11 protein-coding genes, 1 tRNA gene and 1 rRNA gene are annotated in these 18,616 nt (G+C 73.1%); 10 read left to right on the top strand and 3 right to left on the bottom strand.

The features are described 5' to 3' along the window. The 10 genes from rrf to DEJ02_RS13575 form a co-directional block, all read left to right on the top strand. Positions 1 to 103, top strand: a 5S ribosomal RNA gene (gene rrf, locus DEJ02_RS13620); the annotation flags it as partial. A gap of 115 nt (positions 104 to 218) precedes the next feature. Beyond that, positions 219 to 1,706 (top strand): glutamate--tRNA ligase, encoded by a 1,488-nt coding sequence (gene gltX / locus DEJ02_RS13615; protein WP_111033431.1) that lies wholly within the window; start codon positions 219 to 221, stop codon positions 1,704 to 1,706. A gap of 6 nt (positions 1,707 to 1,712) precedes the next feature. Then, complete coding sequence (locus DEJ02_RS13610; protein ID WP_111033430.1) at positions 1,713 to 2,717, top strand: NAD(P)/FAD-dependent oxidoreductase; 1,005 nt, start codon at positions 1,713 to 1,715, stop codon at positions 2,715 to 2,717. Between the two features lie 45 nt (positions 2,718 to 2,762). After that, positions 2,763 to 2,834: transfer RNA gene (locus DEJ02_RS13605), tRNA-Gln, on the top strand. A gap of 363 nt (positions 2,835 to 3,197) precedes the next feature. Further along, on the top strand, positions 3,198 to 5,963 hold the full coding sequence (locus DEJ02_RS13600; RefSeq protein ID WP_181440362.1) for a non-ribosomal peptide synthetase: 2,766 nt from the start codon (positions 3,198 to 3,200) through the stop codon (positions 5,961 to 5,963). Positions 5,964 to 6,390: 427 nt separating this feature from the next. Beyond that, a complete protein-coding gene (locus tag DEJ02_RS13595) occupies positions 6,391 to 7,362 on the top strand; it encodes a glycosyltransferase family 2 protein (RefSeq protein ID WP_111033428.1) in 972 nt (323 codons plus the stop codon). Further along, a complete protein-coding gene (locus DEJ02_RS13590; protein ID WP_111033427.1) occupies positions 7,359 to 8,324 on the top strand; it encodes a glycosyltransferase family 2 protein in 966 nt (321 codons plus the stop codon). Before DEJ02_RS13595 ends, DEJ02_RS13590 begins: the two co-directional genes overlap by 4 nt. Next, positions 8,321 to 11,884 (top strand): glycosyltransferase, encoded by a 3,564-nt coding sequence (locus tag DEJ02_RS13585; protein WP_111033426.1) that lies wholly within the window; start codon positions 8,321 to 8,323, stop codon positions 11,882 to 11,884. The genes DEJ02_RS13590 and DEJ02_RS13585 overlap by 4 nt, the downstream gene beginning before the upstream one ends. Before the next feature lie 58 nt (positions 11,885 to 11,942). After that, a complete protein-coding gene (locus DEJ02_RS13580; RefSeq protein WP_146249290.1) occupies positions 11,943 to 13,868 on the top strand; it encodes a PIG-L family deacetylase in 1,926 nt (641 codons plus the stop codon). Continuing rightward, positions 13,853 to 14,827 (top strand): glycoside hydrolase family 16 protein, encoded by a 975-nt coding sequence (locus DEJ02_RS13575; RefSeq protein WP_111033424.1) that lies wholly within the window; start codon positions 13,853 to 13,855, stop codon positions 14,825 to 14,827. Before DEJ02_RS13580 ends, DEJ02_RS13575 begins: the two co-directional genes overlap by 16 nt. 68 nt (positions 14,828 to 14,895) lie before the next feature. On the opposite strand, the gene DEJ02_RS13570 is transcribed toward DEJ02_RS13575, so the two are convergent. From DEJ02_RS13570 to DEJ02_RS13555, 3 genes are read right to left on the bottom strand one after another with little or no spacing between them, the layout of a single operon-like run. Beyond that, a complete protein-coding gene (locus tag DEJ02_RS13570; RefSeq protein ID WP_181440361.1) occupies positions 14,896 to 16,107 on the bottom strand; it encodes a glycosyltransferase family 4 protein in 1,212 nt (403 codons plus the stop codon). Beyond that, complete coding sequence (locus tag DEJ02_RS13565; protein WP_110863942.1) at positions 16,104 to 17,609, bottom strand: lipopolysaccharide biosynthesis protein; 1,506 nt, start codon at positions 17,607 to 17,609, stop codon at positions 16,104 to 16,106. Before DEJ02_RS13565 ends, DEJ02_RS13570 begins: the two co-directional genes overlap by 4 nt. Then, positions 17,606 to 18,610 (bottom strand): beta-1,6-N-acetylglucosaminyltransferase, encoded by a 1,005-nt coding sequence (locus DEJ02_RS13555; RefSeq protein ID WP_146249289.1) that lies wholly within the window; start codon positions 18,608 to 18,610, stop codon positions 17,606 to 17,608. The genes DEJ02_RS13565 and DEJ02_RS13555 overlap by 4 nt, the downstream gene beginning before the upstream one ends. Positions 18,611 to 18,616 lie beyond the last annotated feature (6 nt).

Genomic DNA, 18,616 nt, shown 5'->3' with positions numbered 1-18,616 from the left:
CGAGAGGGAAACGCCCGGTCACATTCCGAACCCGGAAGCTAAGCCTCTCAGCGCCGATGGTACTGCAAGGGGGACCTTGTGGGAGAGTAGGACGCCGCCGGACTTAACGTAGAAACACCAGGGAACCCCTGACCATTCGTGGTCAGGGGTTTTCTGCGTTCACGGCCCCTCCACAGGGCAGGTAGGAGGGACAGACCCCGCGGTAGGGTTGTCGGGTCATGACTGCGCCATTCACCACTGCCTCCGGCTCCGACATCCGCGTCCGCTTCTGCCCGAGCCCGACGGGGACCCCGCACGTGGGGCTCATCCGCACCGCGCTCTTCAACTGGGCCTACGCCCGCCACGCCGGCGGCAAGCTCGTGTTCCGCATCGAGGACACCGACGCCGCCCGCGACAGCGAGGAGTCGTACGCGCAGATCCTCGACGCGCTCCGCTGGCTGCGGCTCGACTGGGACGAGGGTGTGGACGCCGGCGGCGAGCACGGACCGTACCGGCAGTCCGAGCGCACCGCGATCTACGACGACGTGATCGCGAAGCTCAAGGAGTCGGGTCACATCTACGAGTCCTTCGTCACGCCGGACGAGATGGAAGCCCGGAACAAGGCGGCCGGTCGTGACCCCAAGCAGGGCTACGACAACCACGAGCGCGACCTGACCGATGCCGAGCGCCAGGCGTTCCGCGACGAGGGCCGCGAGCCGGCGCTTCGCCTGCGGGTCCCCGACCGTGACCTGAGCTTCGACGACCTGGTGCGCGGGGAGATCACCTTCAAGCAGGGCACGTTCCCCGACTTCGTGGTGGTCCGCCCGAACGGCAAGCCGCTGTACACGTTCACCAACCCGGTCGACGACGCCCTGATGGGCATCACGCACGTGCTCCGGGGCGAGGACCTGCTGTCGTCGACCCCGCGCCAGATCGCCCTGTACGAGGCGCTGTACGAGATCGGCCTCGCGCCCTCCATCCCCGTGTTCGGACACCTGCCGTACGTGATGGGGGAGGGCAACAAGAAGCTCTCGAAGCGTGACCCCGAGTCGAACCTGTTCCACCACCGCGCCGCCGGCATGATCCCGGAGGGGCTCGTCAACTACCTGGCGCTGCTCGGCTGGTCGATCGGCCCCGACCGCGACGTGTTCTCGATCGATGAGATGGTCGCGGCGTTCGACGTCACCGACGTGAACCCGAACCCGGCCCGCTTCGACCACAAGAAGGCCGAGGCGATCAACGGGGACCACATCCGTCTGCTGGCGCCCGAAGACTTCCGGTCGCGTCTGCTGCCGTACCTGTCGGAGTTCATCAGCGACCCGGCGACGCCGGAGCAGCTCGAGATCCTGACCAAGGCGGCTCCGCTCGTGCAGGAGCGCATGCAGCTGCTCGGCGAGTCGCCGGCGATGCTCGGGTTCCTGTTCACCTCCGACGCCGACCTCGTGGTCGAGGACGACGCACTGGCCTCGCTCAAGGGCGACACGGCGACGGTCCTGACCGCGAGCACCGCCGCGCTCGAGGGCGTCCAGGACTGGACCACCGAGGCCATCGAGGGTGCGCTCCGTGCGGCCCTCATCGACGAGCTCGGCCTGAAGCCCCGCGTCGCCTTCGGCCCGCTGCGCGTGGCAGTGTCCGGACGCCGGATCAGCCCGCCGCTGTTCGAGTCGATGGAGATCCTGGGCAAGGAGTCCACCCTGACCCGGCTCCGCGCCCTCGCGGCGCGCTGACCGACCGTGAGCAGTACGGAGCACGCCGACCAGGTCGTGTACGACGTCGCGGTCATCGGCGCCGGGCCGGCCGGCCTGAGCGCTGCGCTCAACCTGGTCCGGGCGAAGCGCACCGTGCTGCTCGTCGACGCCAACCGCCCCCGGAACGCCGCGACGCTGCGGTCGCACGGGTTCCTGACACGGGACGGCATCTCGCCGCTCGAGCTCCGCAAGCTCGGGCGGACCGAGGTCGAGGCGTACCCGGAAGCAACGGTCGTGCAGTCCGTCGTCGACCTGGTGGCCCCGGACCCCGACACGGACACCTGGCGGGTGCACGGTTCGTGGCGCGGCACCGAGCTCGAGGCCCGCGCCCGGACGGTCGTCGTGGCGACGGGGTTGCGTGAGGAGTTCCCGGCGCTGCCGATGCTGCGTGCGTTCTACGGCACGGCGGTGCACAGCTGCGTCGAGTGCGATGCGTACGACAAGGCCGGGCAGCCGCTCGCGTTCATCTGCGAGACCGACGACGTCGTCGACCGCGCTCTGCTCATCGCCGCGTGGACCGACGACCTGATCGTCTACACGAACGGGGTGGCGCCGCTCGACGACGCCGGCCGCGCTCGACTGGCGGCCGAGGGGGTCGTCGTGGACGCGCGAGTCGTCGAGGACCTCGAGGGCGATCGCACCGGGATGACCGGTGTCCGGCTCGCCGACGGCCACGTCGAGCCACGGTCCGGCGGGTTCGTCCGACCGGTGTGGCACGCCGACCTCGACTGGCTGCGCACGAGCGGGATCACGGACCCCGCGAGCGACACGCCCGGAGCGCTCGAGGGACTCCAGCGCGACACGCAGGGACTCCTCGTGGTCGACCGGGTGGGCCGGACGTCCGTCCCGGGGCTCTACGCCGTGGGAGACGTCACACCTCCCGGGCCGGAGCAGCTCATCGTCGCGGCCGGACACGGAGCCGCGACCGCCGCCGCCCTGCACCGAGACCTGGTGGGTGGTCTTGCGGACCTCCGGGATGCTGTACAGTAGTTGATCGTGCCCCGGGTGACCGGGCCAGAAGGCCGACAGGCCTTTTGGGGTATGGTGTAATTGGCAACACAGCGGTTTCTGGTACCGTCGTTCTTGGTTCGAGTCCAGGTACCCCAGCACTCGATGAACAGCCCCCGGGACATCCCGGGGGCTGTTCTCGTTTCCTTGACCTTCTCGTTCAGAGCGTCCTCATCGGCGATGCACGGCGCATCCACGGTCGCACCACGGCTGATCCGGAGGTTGCGCGGAACCGCACGATCCCCGAGCCGGGCGAGCCGCCGTGCGGGAGGCGCCTACGGCGGTGGACCGGTCGTTCCGGAGTCGTACCGTCCGTGGCGGACGCAGGCCGCGCCTCCAGGCCGGTTGCGGTTCCCCGCACCGGGCCGACGCCTGCTCGCGGGCCGGGGGAACGCGGACCTACGGTCGGAGGACCGTCGCGGGAGTCGTGGCGGTCCGCTGCTGAGCACCCGAGGTGTCATCGTGACCTCCGTCGACCCGCTGACGACCATCGATCCCTGGAACCACCCCGCAGCCGTGCCCGCGGCGGCCGACCACTCCGTACTGGACCGCTGGGACCGCGTGGTGGCGCTCCGGGGCGACGCCCCCGCCCTCGCGGGGGACGGCCGTCCGTACACCTACGCCGAAGCGGACCGGGCCTCGCGCACGCTGGCCGCAGCCCTGGCCGTGACGCTCCGACCCGACGACCACAGCGGCGCCGGTGTCGGCGACACCCCGGGCGGGGCATCGAAGCCGGTCGGGCTGATGGCGGGACAGTCGACCGAGGCCGTGATCGGGATCCTGGCGCTGGTGCGTGCCGGACGGACCGTGGTGGTGCTCGACGACCACCTGCCCGCAGCACGGCTGGCACACGTGGCCCGGCTCGCCGGCGTCGACGAGATCGTCGCCGACACCGAGCGTGCAGCGCTGGCCGCCGACGTCGTCGCGGAACGGGGCGGCCGGGTGCACGCACTCGGCGAACTGCTGGACGCGGGTGAACCGGGCGCGGCCCCGTCGGCGGACACCGTCGGCGTGCGCCCCGGTGGGCGGGACCCCTTCGCCATCGTCTTCACCTCCGGCTCGACCGGCATGCCGAAGGGCGTCGTCCTGACGCACCGGCAGCAGATCGCCGACGCCGAGCAGGACGCGGTCGCGCTCGGCCTCGGCCCCGGCGACCGGCTCGGTGTCGTCCTGCCGCTGTCGTTCGCGGCCGGGCTCCTGTTCTCGTTCGACACGTTGCTCTGCGGCGGCACCATCGTGCTGCTCGAGCCGCGTGAGCTCGGTGTCGAGCGGCTGCTCGGGCGGTTCCGGGAGGACGACGTGAACGTGCTCGTCTGCACCCCGCACCTGCTGCGCTCGATCATCGGATCGCAGAACGCCCCCGGGTCGCACGGGACGGCCGCCGGGACCGCACCGGTGCTCGGCGGGCTGCGCTTCCTGATGACCACGGGCGAGTCCGTCACCGGGGCCGACCTCGCCGCGGCCCGACCCCACCTGGACCCGGACACGCTGCTCCTGAACGCCTTCGGCTCGAGCGAGACCGCGTGCGTCGCGTACTGCCCGGTGGCGCCTGGGGAGCCGGTGCCCGAGGGTGTCGTGCCCGCCGGGTGGCCGTTGCCCGGCAAGACGGTCCTCGTGCTCCGCGAGGACGGCAGCCCTGCCGACCCGGGGGAGACCGGCGAGCTCGTCGTGGTCTCCGATGCCCTGACCGCGGGCTACTGGGGTGCGCCGGAGAAGACCGCCGAACGGGCCGGACGCACCGGCGAGGCCGAGGCCGCCGCCGGCATCCCCGTCGGGACCCCGAGCTGGCGGCAGGGCGACCTGGCACGCGTCGACCCCGACGGCCGGCTCGTGCTGCTCGGCCGGTCCGACGACGCCGTGAAGGTCCGCGGCTACCTGGTCGAGCCGAGTGAGGTCGAGGCGGCGCTCCGCGCGGTCCCCGAGGTGCACGACGCGGTCGTGACGGCACAGGTCGACCCCGGTTCCGTCACCCGGCTCGTCGCCTACGTGGTCGGTCGCCCGGGGCGCCGCACCCCGGCACCGGGCGCGCTCCGCCGGGCGCTCCGTGAGCGGCTGCCCGAGTACATGGTGCCGGCGTCGATCGTGCCGATGACCGAGTTGCCCCGGAACGAGCGCGGCAAGGTCGACCGGGCCGAACTCCCCGGGGCGCCGAGCGTCGAGACCGAGATGGTCGAGGGCGAGTACGACCAGTGGGAGCTCGTCGTCGGGCAGATCTGGGCCGAGGTGCTCGGGCTCCGGGGCGTGCACCTCGACGAGGACTTCTCCGCCCTCGGCGGCGACTCGCTGTCCGCCGAGGAGATGCTCGCCGTCGTGCAGGACCGGCTCGGGGTCGACCTGCGCTCCTCGGACGTGCTCGAGCACCCGACGCTCCGCGCCTTCGCCCGACGGGTGCGGAGCGGGACGAGCGCGCTGCCGAGCCACCCCGACGTCGTGAAGGTGTCCGAGGCGCGCGAGGGCGGCCGTCCACCGGTGTTCTGCTTCGCCGGTGGCGGTGCCCTGGCGCTGACGTTCCTGCCGCTCTCGCGGCACCTGCCCGCGCACGACCTGTACGCGTTCCAGCAGCACGCCCTCGAACGCCGCGGGATGCCGGACTGGAACATCGAGCGGAGCGCCCGCCGCTACCTCGCCCTGATGCGCATCGTGCAGCCCCGCGGCCCCTACCTGCTCGTCGGGCACTCGCTCGGCGGACTCGTCGCGCTCGAGATCGCCCGGCTCCTGACCGAGAGCGGCGAGCAGGTGGAGCACGTCGTCCTGCTCGACACCTACCTGCCCCGCACGAAGTCCGAACAGGCCCGCCTGCACTTCGGCCGGATGGAGCCGCGCGACCAGCCGAACTCCGCCGTCCGCGCCGTGCAGCGGGGGCTCGACCGCGCCGTCAGGCGGGTGCTGCCCGCGGGTGTGCCGTACGGGGCGCTGTTCGCCAAGCGGCTCCGGGCGTACACCGCCGGCGTGCTGCGGCACGGGGGGCAGAAGGACTTCGACGCCTTCTTCGACCAGGCCGAGATCGTCACCAGACGCCACCACCCGACGCCGTTCCACGGGAGGGCCACCTACGTCCTCGCCGACGCCAACCCCGACGCCGCCGGGTGGTCCGCCCTGCTGCGCGGGCCCACCGAGATGGTGCGGATCGCGAGCGAGCACACGTCGCTGCTGCGGGAACCGCACGTCGCCGAGCTGGCGGTCGCGCTGCGGGCCGCCTTCGAGACGGCGGACGTGCCGCAGGTCTGAGACCGGCCCACGAGCGGACGGGAGGCGCGGTGCCGGCTGGCACACCTCCCTCGCAGGCTCGGTCAGCGCGCCCCGCGCAACGCTTCGCGTTGCCGCTCTGCGGGGCGCGCCCGTCCGCTCGTCCTGCGTCCACCACCCGCCGGCCGCCGCGCCGGACCGCCAACCTGCACGACCGTTGCGGGTTTCCGTATCCGCACCCGGGTGTCCGCAAGGGACCGCACCGCGCATTGACCCTCCCGCTGGCCACGGCGATGGTTGGAACCGCGGGGGAGAGTACCCACTCACCCGCGGCAAGCAGGCGGCGTCGTACCCGCGTCCCGCTGCTCGACCGACGACGGTCACCGTCGTCGGTGCGTCATCCGAGGACGCGCCGCTCGTCTCGACGAGCCACCACCCGACAGCAACCCTGACCCGACAGGACCGCGCCATGCCCGCACGTACCGTTCGCCCTGCAGACCCGAGGGTCTCCGTCGTCATCCCGGCACGGAACGAGGCCCGCAACCTCGAGATCATCCTCCCGAAGCTCCCGCCCGTGTACGAGGTGATCCTGGTCGACGGCAACTCCGTCGACGACACCATCGCCGCCGCCCAGCGCGTGATGCCCGACATCCGCGTCGTGCACCAGACCCGCAAGGGCAAGGGCAACGCCCTGGCCTGCGGCTTCGAGGCCGTCACCGGCGACATCGTCGTCATGTTCGACGCCGACTGCTCCGCGGACCCCGACGAGATCCCGCGGTTCGTCCAGGCACTCGTCGACGGCGCCGACGTCGCGAAGGGCACCCGGTACTCGCTCGGCGGTGGCAGCGACGACATCACGATCGTCCGGAACATGGGCAACCGCGGCCTGAACATGCTCTGCAACATCATCCTCGGCACCCGCTACAGCGACCTCTGCTACGGCTACAACGCCTTCTGGGCGGACGTCCTGCCGGAGATCGGTCTGCTGTCGTCCGAGCTGCCGAAGCCGGCCGACGGTTCGATGCTGTGGGGCGACGGGTTCGAGATCGAGACCGTCCTGACCTGCCGCTGGTCGGCTGCCGAGCTCGCGATCACCGAGGTGCCGAGCCACGAGAAGCTCCGCGTGCACGGTTCCAGCAACCTCAACGCCGTGACCGACGGCATCCGCGTGCTGAAGTCGATCATGCACGAGCGTCGTCGTGCCGCGATCGGCCGTGCCGAGGTCCGTCGCGCGGCGATGAGCGTCGTGCCGCCGGCCGAGCAGCTGGCCGCGCCGACTGCTGCGCACGTCGCTGCGCCGGTTGCCGCTGCTCCCGTCGCCGCGACGCCGGTCGCTGCGTCCGTCGCGACCCCCGTCGCCGCGTCCGCCGTCGCCGGGGCGTCCGTCGCCGGGGCTGCCGTCGTCGCGTCCGTCGTCGCCCTCGAGGAGGACGTCGCGTGACGACCGTCGCGGTCGTCATCTGCGCCTACACCCAGCAGCGCTGGGGCGACCTGCAGGACAGCGTCGAGTCGGCCAAGCGCCAGCCCGAGGCCCCCGAGGTCGTCGTCGTCATCGACCACGAGCCCGAGCTCCTGGCCCGCGCTGCCGCGCGCTGGCCGGAACTCCGGGTCGTCCCGAACACCGAGGACCGCGGACTCTCAGGAGCCCGGAACACCGGTGTCGCCCTGACCGACGCCGACGTCGTCGCGTTCCTGGACGACGACGCCACCGCGGACCCCGACTGGCTCGGGCACATGCTCACCGCGCTCGAGGACCCCGACGTCGTCGGTGTCGGCGGTCGTGCCACGCCGTCCTGGCCGACCGCGACCGGCGCCGGCCCGTACGCCGACGAACTGCTCTGGATCGTCGGGTGCTCGTACCGCGGGCTGCCCGAGACCCCGGGCGACGTCCGCAACGTCATCGGGTCGAGCATGGCGTTCCGCCGCGACGCGATCCTGCTCGCCGGCGGTTTCCGCTCCGGCATCGGCCGCGTCGGCAACCAGCCGCTCGGCTGCGAGGAGACCGAACTCTGCATCCGCATCGCCCAGGCCCGTCCCGGCGCGCGGATCCGGCACGAACCGCGCTCGAACGTCTCGCACCGGGTCTCGCCGGACCGTGTGACGATGCGCTACCTGCGCCGCCGCAGCTACTACGAGGGCATCTCGAAGGCCGTGCTGAGCCGTCGGGTCGGCACCGGCGACTCGCTCGCCAGTGAGTCGACCTACCTGACCCGGGTGATCCCGGGCGCCGTGCTGCGCGAACTGCGCCACGTCGGTCGTGGCGGAGGCCTGCGGGCGTACGCCATCGCGCTCTCCGTCGTCTCGACGGTCGCGGGCTACGCCGTCGGCCGGGTCCTCGGCACCGTCGTCGTGCGGACCCCGCCCGCACCCGCACCGCTCCCGCAGCCGGTGGGCACACCGTGACCCGCGCGACCCTGGCGATGGTCCTCTCGCCGGTCGTGACCGGGCCGCTCGTCCCCACCTGGGACGGCGCGCTCTGGGTCGGCGAGGTGGACCGTGCCGACGTGCACGCGACGAGCCACCGCGACGTCATCGCCCTGCAGGGATCCGCCGGGTACGGGCGTGCCCGCCTGCTCGTCCGCGACCACGGCGAGCCCCTCGGCTTCGTCGAGGCCGAGATCACCGAACGCCGTCGCATCGGCGGAACCATCGACGTCCGTGCGCTCCTGCGCGCGATCCGGCCCATGCCGGCACCCGAGCGTCGGCCGGCAGCAGGTCTGGTGCTGCCGTCCGTCACCGTGGTGCTCTGCACGGACGGCGCCGCCGGCACGACCATGCGGTCGGTGCTCGCGAACGGGCACCCCGACTTCGACGTCGTCGTCGTCTCGCACGGCGCCGACGACGGCGGTGTGGCGACGGTCGACATCGGCGGACGTCGCGTCACCACCATCCCGGCACCCGAGGGCGGCCTCGCCGCCGCGCGGAACGCCGGTCTGCTCGTCGCGACCGGCGACGTCGTCGCGTTCGTGGACGAGGGCGCCGTCGTGGACGGCGACTGGATCGCCGCGATCGCCCGCGCCTTCGCGGCCGATCCCGACGTGGCCTGCGTCACCGGGCTCGTCCCGAGTGCCGAGCTCCGGACGCCGGCGCAGCGCTGGCACGACGACCGCACCCCCGGCGGGCGGACCGTCCGCCGGCGGGTCTTCCGGCTCGACGACCCGGTCGACGACCTCCCGCTGCACCCCTTCGCCGCCTCGGCCTACGGCACCGGCGCGAACCTCGCCGTGCACCGCGCGACCGCGCTCCGGATCGGCGGGTTCGACACCGCCTTCGGGCCCGGCACCCGCGTCGGCGGTGGCGACGACCTCGACCTCTTCACACGACTGCTGTTCGCCGGATCCGCGATCGCCGTCGAACCGGCCGCGATCGCGTGGCAGCGATCGGCGGACGACGTCGCGTCGCTCCGCGCCGCCGCTGCCGCGCACGGCCACGGACTCGGAGCCTGGATGACCAAGAACGCACTCGACCGCGACACGCTGACCGCTTCGGTGGACGCGGCGCCGGAGGCCATCAGCGCCTTCGCACGCCTCGGCCTCGAGCAGGGCGACGACGTTGCCGACGCTGCTCCGGCGAACGGCCACGGGACGGGTGCCGCGCGTGACGCGGACACCGTCGACGCCGTCGACGCGGAGTTCGCGGCGACGAAGCGTCGGTTGCGTCGCGTCGAGCGGCGATCCGTGCTCACCGCACCGGTCCTGGCGATCCGCGAACGCATGGGCGGCGCGGGGACGATCGACCGGACGGCGCACGGTCGCCACGAGCTGCAGCGCGGCCTCGACACCGCAGGTCCGGCACGACCGACCCCCGGTGGCGCGATGAGCCCGGCGGCCCGACTCGGCGCCGCCGCGATCGTCGTGCTGACGCTCGTGCTGGCCGCCGTCGGCAGCGTCGTCGAGCTGCCCACACTGCGGGCGAGCGCCGTCGCGGTCTTCCTGTTCGCGCTGCTCGGGGTCGCCCCGATGCTGCTCGTCCGTCCGATGTCCCTCGCACGGTTCGCCGTCCTCGCCGTCACCGGGTCGCTCGTCGGCACGATCGGCATCGGCTACACCATGGCGACCTTCCACATCTGGGCGCCGACGGTCCCCTTCGTCGGTGTCGTCGTGCTCACCGCGGCGGCGCTCGCCGTCTCGGTGCCGCGTGACCTGGCGGAGCTCCGTCGCGCCGGCCTCGTGCGCCGCGAGACCGCCCGGTCCCGGTGGAGCACGACCGCCACCGTGACGGCGCTCTCGCTCGGCGGGCTCGTCGTCGTGGTCGTCGCCGCGCTCACCCACATGGGCGACCCGGTGCCCGCAGGCCTGTTCGGCTCGCTCGGCCCCGGCCTGGTCGTCGGCCTCGTGCTCGTCGTCGCCGCGGCGGTCATCGCCCTGGTCCGCGGCCGCGCGCTCGCCGTGCCCGTCGTCGTGCTCGGCGGTGTCGTGCAGCTCGCCCAGGCGATCACGTACGGCGTGCCCACCGTGACCGCCGCCGCGCGGCACATCGGTGTCGTCGAGTACATCCGCCAGTTCGGTGGGACCAACCCGTCGGCCGACATCTTCCAGACCTGGTCCGGCCTGTTCGCCGGCGCGGCCTGGGTGGCCGACGTCGGGGGCATCGTCAACACGATCCTCATCGCCGCGTGGGTGCCCGTCCTGCTCGCCTTCAGCACGACCATCGCCGTCGGAGTCCTGGCGGCGCACTGGCTGCCCGGTGCCCGTCGGCCGTGGATCGCAGCGCTGCTGACCGCGATGACCGGTTCGCTCAACACCACGTACTTCTCGCCGCAGTCGACCGGCATCCTGATGTCGATCGTGATCCTCGTGCTCGCCACCGGACCGCTGCGCGACGCCGCAGTCACCACCGCCGACGGCTCCGTCGCCGCCAAGCCGCGGGCACGGCGGGTGGGGCTCTCGCGGATCGTCGCGATCACCCTCATCGGCATCGTGCTCGCCGTGACGCACCAGATCTCGCCGTACCTGACGGTCGCCGCACTCGTCACGCTCATCGTCTTCCGGATGCTCCGCCCCTGGTGGCTGCCCGTCGTCGTGCTCGTGCCGGCGGTGGTCTTCGCCGCGCTGAACGGTGACATCCTCGGACGGTTCCTGTCGCTCGCGGCGGTCGGACGCGTGCTCGACAACGTGCAGCCGCCCGCGCACGACATGACGGTCCTGCCGAAGCCGCTCGTCACGCGCCTGGCGTTCGACATCCCGGCAGCCGCGCTCGTGGTGCTCGGGCTCATCGCCCTGGTGACCGTGCTGATGCGGCGCGACCGGACGCACTGGGCGCTCCTCGCCACCGCCGCGAGCCCGATCTCGCTGCTCGTCGCCACGAACTACGGCCAGGAGGGCGTCTTCCGCGTCGTGCTCTTCGCGACGCCGTGGATCGCGATCCTGGCGGCGGCGCTCCCGATGCCCGCCGGTCGGTTCGCCCCGGTCGGGGCGGTCCTGCAGCGGGGGATGCGCCCGTCCGCCGTGCGGTTCGCGGTCGCCGGAGCAGCGGTGGCGGCGCTCGTCGCGATCGGTGCGTTCGGGCAGACCTCGCTCGACTGGAACCGCGTCATGACCCGGAGCCAGTCCGCGGCGACGCAGTACTACGACCGCACGGCACCCGCGGGTTCCGTGATGCTGCTCACCGGGTCGGCCAACGCCGTCCCGAGCAACACCGGCGCACGGTACTTCGACGTGGGCTACCTGTCCCGCGAAGCACTCGGCCCGTACCCGGACCCGACCGGCGGCTACGACGCCGAGTCGGACCTGTCGAACGTGACGCGGGAGCTCGTCGTGAACTGGTCGGCCACCGGCTACTACGCCCTGGTCGCGGAGCCCTTCGGCGCCTACGACGAGCGGTACGGCTACCAGAGCGACGCCGACTACCAGGAGCTCGCCGCCGCCATGGCGTCCTCGCCCTACTGGAAGCGGGTCTGGTCGTCGGGGACGACGGCGATGTACGAACTGACGACGGAGGGCCTGCGCCATGCGACCGACTGAACCGACCTCCGACAGACCGCGACGGACGCGACGGGCCACCGTCGCGTCCGTCGCGGGCGTGGTCGCCACGGTGCTCGCCGTGCTGGTCGCGCCGAACCTCGCCGTCCAGCCCGCCGTGGCCGCGGCTGCGGACTGCAGCGCCGGGCGGGTGCTCAACGTCGTCGCCCACCCCGACGACGACCTGCTCTTCCAGGGCACGGACCTGCGGACGGACATCGAGGCGGGGCGCTGCGTGCGCTCCGTCATCGTCACGGCCGGCGACGCCGGCAAGCCCGACTGGTACTGGCAGGAACGCCAGGTCGGGCTGATGGCCGCCTACGCGAGCATGGCGGGCGTCGACCCGGCGTCGACGACCGGCTCCACGACGGTCGCCGGACGGACCCTGCTCACCGAGACCCTGACCGCCGACCCGCGGGTCAGCCTGGTCTTCATGGACCTGCCGGACGGCAACGTCGAGGGCAACGGCTTCTGGGCGAACGGCTACGAGAGCCTCCAGCGCCTGTACACGGGCGACATGGACACGCTGCACACCGTCGCCGATGCCCCGCACGCCGCCACGTACACGCTCGCGCAGCTCCGGGCGACGCTGCAGGGGATCGTGCAGGACTTCGCACCGACGGACATCCACACCCTCGACCACGAGGGCGAGTACGGCGACGGTGACCACAGCGACCACCACACGGTCGCGTACCTGACCGACCAGGTGCAACAGCAGTACACCGGCGCGCACGGCTTCACCGGGTACATGGGGTACCCGATCGCCGACCGTCCGGCGAACCTGACGACGGCGCAGACCCAGGCGAAGGCCGACGCGTTCTTCACCTACGCCGCGCACGACAGTGAGACCTGCGCCTCGTACGAGGCCTGCTCGGCGCGACCCGAGACCTCGTGGCTCAGCCGGCAGTACACCGCTGGCTCGCCGGTGCCGACGGACCCCACCGACCCGACCGACCCCACCGACCCGACCCCCGCCCACAAGGACGTGACGGGTTCGGCGTCGGTGACGGCGAGTGCGGAGAACCCGGCTGATGGTCAGACGGCCGTGAAGGCGGTCGACGGTGTGGTGAGCGGGTACCCGGATGCGCCGACGGCGGAGTGGGTTGCGCCGTCTGGTCGTGCGGGGACGTGGATCCAGCTCGGGTGGTCGGGGGCGACGGCGTTGGACGCGGTCGACCTCGCTGATCGGCCGAACGCGGTGGACCAGGTGCTGGGCGGGACGTTGACGTTCTCGGACGGCTCGAGTGTGCAGGTGCCGGCGTTGAGCAACGGTGGTGCGGTGCAGCGGATCACGTTCGCGGCGCGCAGTGTCACGTGGGTGCGGTTCACGGTGACGGCGGTTAGTGGCGGGACGCAGAACGTCGGGCTCGCCGAGATCCGCGCGTTCTCCCCGGCGAGCAGCGGCGGTACGACGCCGACGCCGACGCCGACGCCGACGCCGACGCCGACGCCGACGCCCACGCCGACCCCGACGCCGACGCCGACGCCGACCCCGACACCGACCCCGACGCCGACCCCGACGCCCACGCCGACCCCGACACCGACGCCGACGCCCACTCCGGGCCTGCGGGACGTCACCGGCTCGGCGACCCCGACGGCGATCGCCGACAACCCGGCCGACGGCCAGACCGTCGCGAAGGCCGTCGACGGCGTGGTGTCCGGCCACCCGGTCGACCACACCGCCGAGTGGGCCGTGCCCTGGGGACGCACCGGCATCTGGATCCAGCTCGACTGGGCTGCCCCGGTCGCGCTCCAGCGCATCGTCCTGCACGACCGTCCGAACAGCGACGACCAGATCACGAGCGGCACGCTGACGTTCTCGGACGGCAGCCAGGTCGCCGTGGGCGAGCTCCCGAACGACGGCAGCGCCCGGACGGTCGACTTCACCGCCCGCAACGTCACCTGGGTGCGGTTCACCACCACCGGGGTGTCGAACAGCACGATCAACGTCGGTCTCTCGGAGGTCCGCGCATGGACAGCTGGATGACCCCGGACGATGACGGCCCCCGCCCCGTCGCCGAGCAGTCGGCCGCCGCGCACGGCGCCCCACCCGCGCACGGCTTCGGCACCTCCCGTCACCGCACGCCGCTCCGGACACGGGGACGACGGGTCGCGATCGTGGCCGCCGCCCTGGTGGTCGCGGTCGGTGCCGTCGCCGCGGCGACCACCGGCACGACCTCCGTCGGCCCCGGACCCAGCGGGGTCGCGATGCCGACCGGCGACGGGGACGGGGACGGCTGGAAGCGGGTGTTCTCCGAGGACTTCGACGAGTCCGCCCCGTCCGGCGGGTTCGAGGCGGCCTACGACGACCGGTTCACCGTCTACCACGGCTTCGCGGACACCGCGGGGACCGGTCGGTACCAGGCGTCAACGCTGAGCGCCCACGACGGGATGCTCGACATGCACCTCCGCACGACGAAGGCGGGCACCCCGCTCGCCGGCGGGGTCGTGCCGCTCGTCGACGGACGATGGGGCGGACAGACCTCCGGCCGGTACAGCATCCGGATGAAGAGCGACGAGGTCGACGGCTACGGGGTGGCGGTGCTGCTCTGGAGCGACGAGAACGTCTGGGCGCACGGCGAGATCGACTTCCCCGAGGGTGCGCTCGGAGCGCCCGCCTGGCTCAACGTGCACTGCCTGGTCGACCCGGCCGAGAAGTGCGTCCACCACGAGACCGACGCGTCGCTGGCCGACTGGCACACGTACACGATCGAGTGGACGCCGTCGCGGATGTCGTTCCTGGTCGACGACGAGGTCGTCGGGAGCACCACCCAGGACATCCCCATGGAGCGCATGCACCTGGTCGTGCAGACGGGATCCCTCGAGGGCCTGCCGCCCCGGGACGCCGCCGGGTCGTTGCTGGTCGACTGGATGACGATCGACGTGCCCGCGGACGGCGAGAGCCCCCGGGCCACGCTGCCGTCCACGGAACCCACCGCCGGCTGACAGCGCCGAGCCCGGCGCAGACCGACGCCGCCGCCCGGTGCACGCAGACGACGCCGGGCGCGGCCCGGTCAGCGCCGGGCGTGTGCCAGCAGCGCCTGCAGCAGCGCTCGCACGTGCGGCTCGCGCCCGTAGCGGTCACGCACCCACGCGCGGCACCGGGCGGCGAGGGACGAGTTCCGCTCGGCGTCGTCGAGGGTGTCGAGCAGCTTCTCCGCCAGTGCGTCGGGGTCGGCCGGGTCGACGGTGTACCGCGCCCAGTCACCCGACAGGATCTCCCCGGTGCCGCCCGATGCGGCCGCGACGACGGGACGGCCGGTGGACATCGCCTCGACCACGACCCGGCCGAAGCCCTCGGGCTCGATGGACGGCGCCACCACGACGTCGGCGGCGTGCAGGAGCGGGACGACGTCGTCCCGCTCGGGGAGCACGAGCACGGAACCGGCGGGGAGCGCGTCGATCGCGGCGTGCACGGCGTCGGCTTCCTCCGGGTACAGGGCACCGGCCAGCACGAGGAGCGGCGCGGGCGCCGTGTGACCGGCCACCGGGGGAGTGGTGACCGGCACGCGTGCCGCGGCGGTCGTGCGGACGCGACCCCACGCCTCCAGGAGGGCGAGCACGCCCTTCGACCGGGTGAGCCGACCGTAGTAGAGCACCGTCGGGGTGTCCTCGGCGATGCCGAGTGCCGCGCGGGCGTCGTGCACCGACGCCGGGGTGGCGGCCGGGAACGCGTCGGTGTCGACGCCGTTCGGCACGATCGTGATGCGGTCCGTCGGCACGCCGGAGGCCGCCCAGGCGCGCGCCATCGCGTGCGAGACGGCGAAGTAGCGGGTGCGGCCGCCGGCGATCGGTCCGAGCCGCCGGTAGTTCGGGGCGTGGTGCAGGTGCACCGCGAGCGGGACGCCGGAGACGAGCGACGCGACCCGGCCGAACGGCAGGTACTCGGGGCGGTTCAACCAGAGGACGTCGAGGTGCGATCGTCGGATCCGCAGCCCCTCGCGGGCAAACCGCCAGGCGTCGCGGAGCGCGGTGGTGATGCCGAACCGGTAGTCGGTGGCCTCCACCAGGCGCACGCCCATCGCCTCGTAGGGCGGCGGGCCCTCGGCGGCGCGCGGGGACTGGGCATTCCGGTGCCAGACCTCGACCTCGTGGCCGGCGGCGACGAGCTCGCGGGTGTCCTCGAGCACGCAGCGTTCGAGTCCGCCGGTGATGGCGAGTCCGGTCACCAGCACGCCGACGCGGAGTCGGCGGGTGCCGTCGGTTGCAGTCTGTCGCGGTCTCACGAGACACCACCCCTTGCGGTCTTCAGTCGGCGGAGGAACCAGGGGAGGCAGGCGACCACCCCGGCGATGCGGACCCAGTTCCAGAGCACGTCCTGCGGCAGGAGCAGGGACGCGGCGGCCACGACGAGCGCGGCGAGGGTCGTCAGGACGATCCGGGCTCCCGGTCCGCGCCACTCGCGGCGATCGGGCAGGGCCAGCAGCTGCATGGCGGCCAGGATCGCGTAGGCGACGACGGTGGCGAGACCCGCGCCGGCGATGCCGAGCACGGGCACGAGCACGAGGTTCGCGCCGATGTTCACGGCGCCGGCGATCGCGGCGATCACCCCGACGGCGACACCGCGGCGTTCCACCAGGAGCAGGCGTCCGGTCGCGCCGCTGGCGACGACGGGGAACGCGGTGATCGCGACGACGAAGACGACGACCGAGAGCTCCTGCACGCGGTACGACGCCGGGGCGAGGATCGGCAGCGCGACCGGTGACACCAGGGTCACGGCGAGCAGGACCGGTCCGAGCATCTTGTACAGCTCGTCGCGGGAGTGCATGGCGAGCTGTCGGCGGGCGACCGGGTCGCGGAGGGCGGCGAAGTGCGGCGCCCAGGCCTGGTTCGTGAAGGTCAGGAGGAGGATGACGGCCGAGCCGACGACGTAGGCGATCTGGTAGCGGGCCACCTCGTCCGGGCCGAGCAGCCGCTGGACGACGATCCGGTCGCCGGCGTTCAGCACGAAGTACGACAGGTTGCCGAGGGCGATCGGCACGCCGAGGCGGAACGCCCGGGCGGTGGTCTTGCGGTCGAACAGGCCGGCGAGACGCGGACGGGTCGCCGCGATGCCGATGACCATCGCCACGCCCTGGGCGACGACGCCGCCCCACGCGTAGGTGGTCGCGTCGGCCTGCACCCAGGTGAGGAGCCCGAGGCCGATGACCGAGCCGCCGATCGAGGACAGCAGGCTCGTGACCGCGAAGACCCGGATGCGGTCCTGGGCGACGAGCAGCGCAAGGGAGATCTGCACGATGGCGGCCGGGCCGGTCCAGAGCACCGCGACGAGGAGCAGCGGGTGGTTGCCGACGAAGCCGGCGGCGTCGGCCCAGACCGGGATCGTGGTGAGCGCGGCGACGGTGACGACGACCGCGGTGACCATGCCGACGGCGAGCAGGCCGCGCGCCCGGCGGTCGTCGCCGTCCTCGGCGCGCTGCAGCACCGACGCCTGGTCGATGCCGAGGACTGCCAGGACGACGAGCGCCTGGTACAGGGCGATCGCCGAGGCGAGGACGCCGAACTCGGCCGGCGGCATGAGGTGCGCGAGCACCGGGGAGATGAGCGACGAGACGACGAGCTGCATCGACCAGACGACGACGTACAGCAGGCCGCGGCCGAACAGGACGGAGGCGCCCTTCCGCACCGCGACCGACCCAGTGTCGAGCGACTCGGGCACGGCGGCGACGGGGACGGGTGCCTCGCGCGCTGCGCGGGCCTCGCGGCGGGTCTGCGGGGGGAAGCTCACGGTGCGACCACCGCTGCCGCGTCCTGCCGCGCGGACGCGGACGCGGACGCGGACGCCGACCCCGACCCCGACGCCGACGCCGACGCCGACGCCGACGCCGACCCCGACACCGCGCCCGCACCCTGGCGCAGCCCGAAGGCGGCGTCCACGACGTCGAGCAGGTCACCGCTCCGGTCGGTCGAGAACTTCCGCGCGAACAGGTGCTGCACCTCGACGTCCGCGTCCGTCCGACGCTCGAGCAGCTGCCCCGCGTCGGCGACGGTCAACCACGGCGGGCTCTTCCGCGCGGTGCCGTCCCACCCGATCCACCAGAGCGGCTGGGAGACGTGCTCGTCGGCGAACCCCGGTGTCAGCGACGGCGAGTTGAGCACCGACGGCACGAAGGTCTCGTCGGCGACCCAGGTGCGCTGCCAGAACCGGACCAGGTCGGGGCGCTGGTCGACGGTGTCCACGACGGCGGCGGCGTGCCGGCGGGCGAGGACCTTGAGCTGTGAGCCCCCGGCGAAGGAGACCTTCGCCGGCACGCGGCGGGGGACCGGCAGCCGGAGCATGTGCTTCCGCCACGCCCAGTGCCGGAACCGGATGCGGGAGATGCCGCCGTCACGGCCCCACGGTGCGAACGGCAGCGGGTTGACCGAGATGAACGACTCCTCCCGGTGGGCCTCGAGCAGGGCTGTGATCTCGGCGGGGTTCGCGAGCGGGTAGTCGCTGCCGGTCAGCACGGCCACGTGCGAGGCGTCGGTCTCGGCCAGGGCGGCCCGGTAGCCGGACACCTCGGCGGCGACGTTCTCCCATCGGGCCCAGCCGGTCCGGATGCGGGGGAGCAGCCGGACGCGGTCCGGCAGCCCGTCGGTCATGGCGCGGAACACCGTCTCGGGGGTGCGCGCGTCGCAGTGCAGGAACACCGGGAACGGGTCGAGCGCCTCGACGAGTCGGCGCACGTGTGCCGGGTCCTCGTGGGCGAGGACGATGCACGCGGGAACCGCGGGGGAGATGGCCATGGACGC

It is taken from the genome of Curtobacterium sp. MCLR17_042 (assembly GCF_003234695.1).
Lineage (GTDB): Bacteria > Actinomycetota > Actinomycetes > Actinomycetales > Microbacteriaceae > Curtobacterium > Curtobacterium flaccumfaciens.
This window is presented reverse-complemented; position numbering and strand designations above follow the sequence as displayed.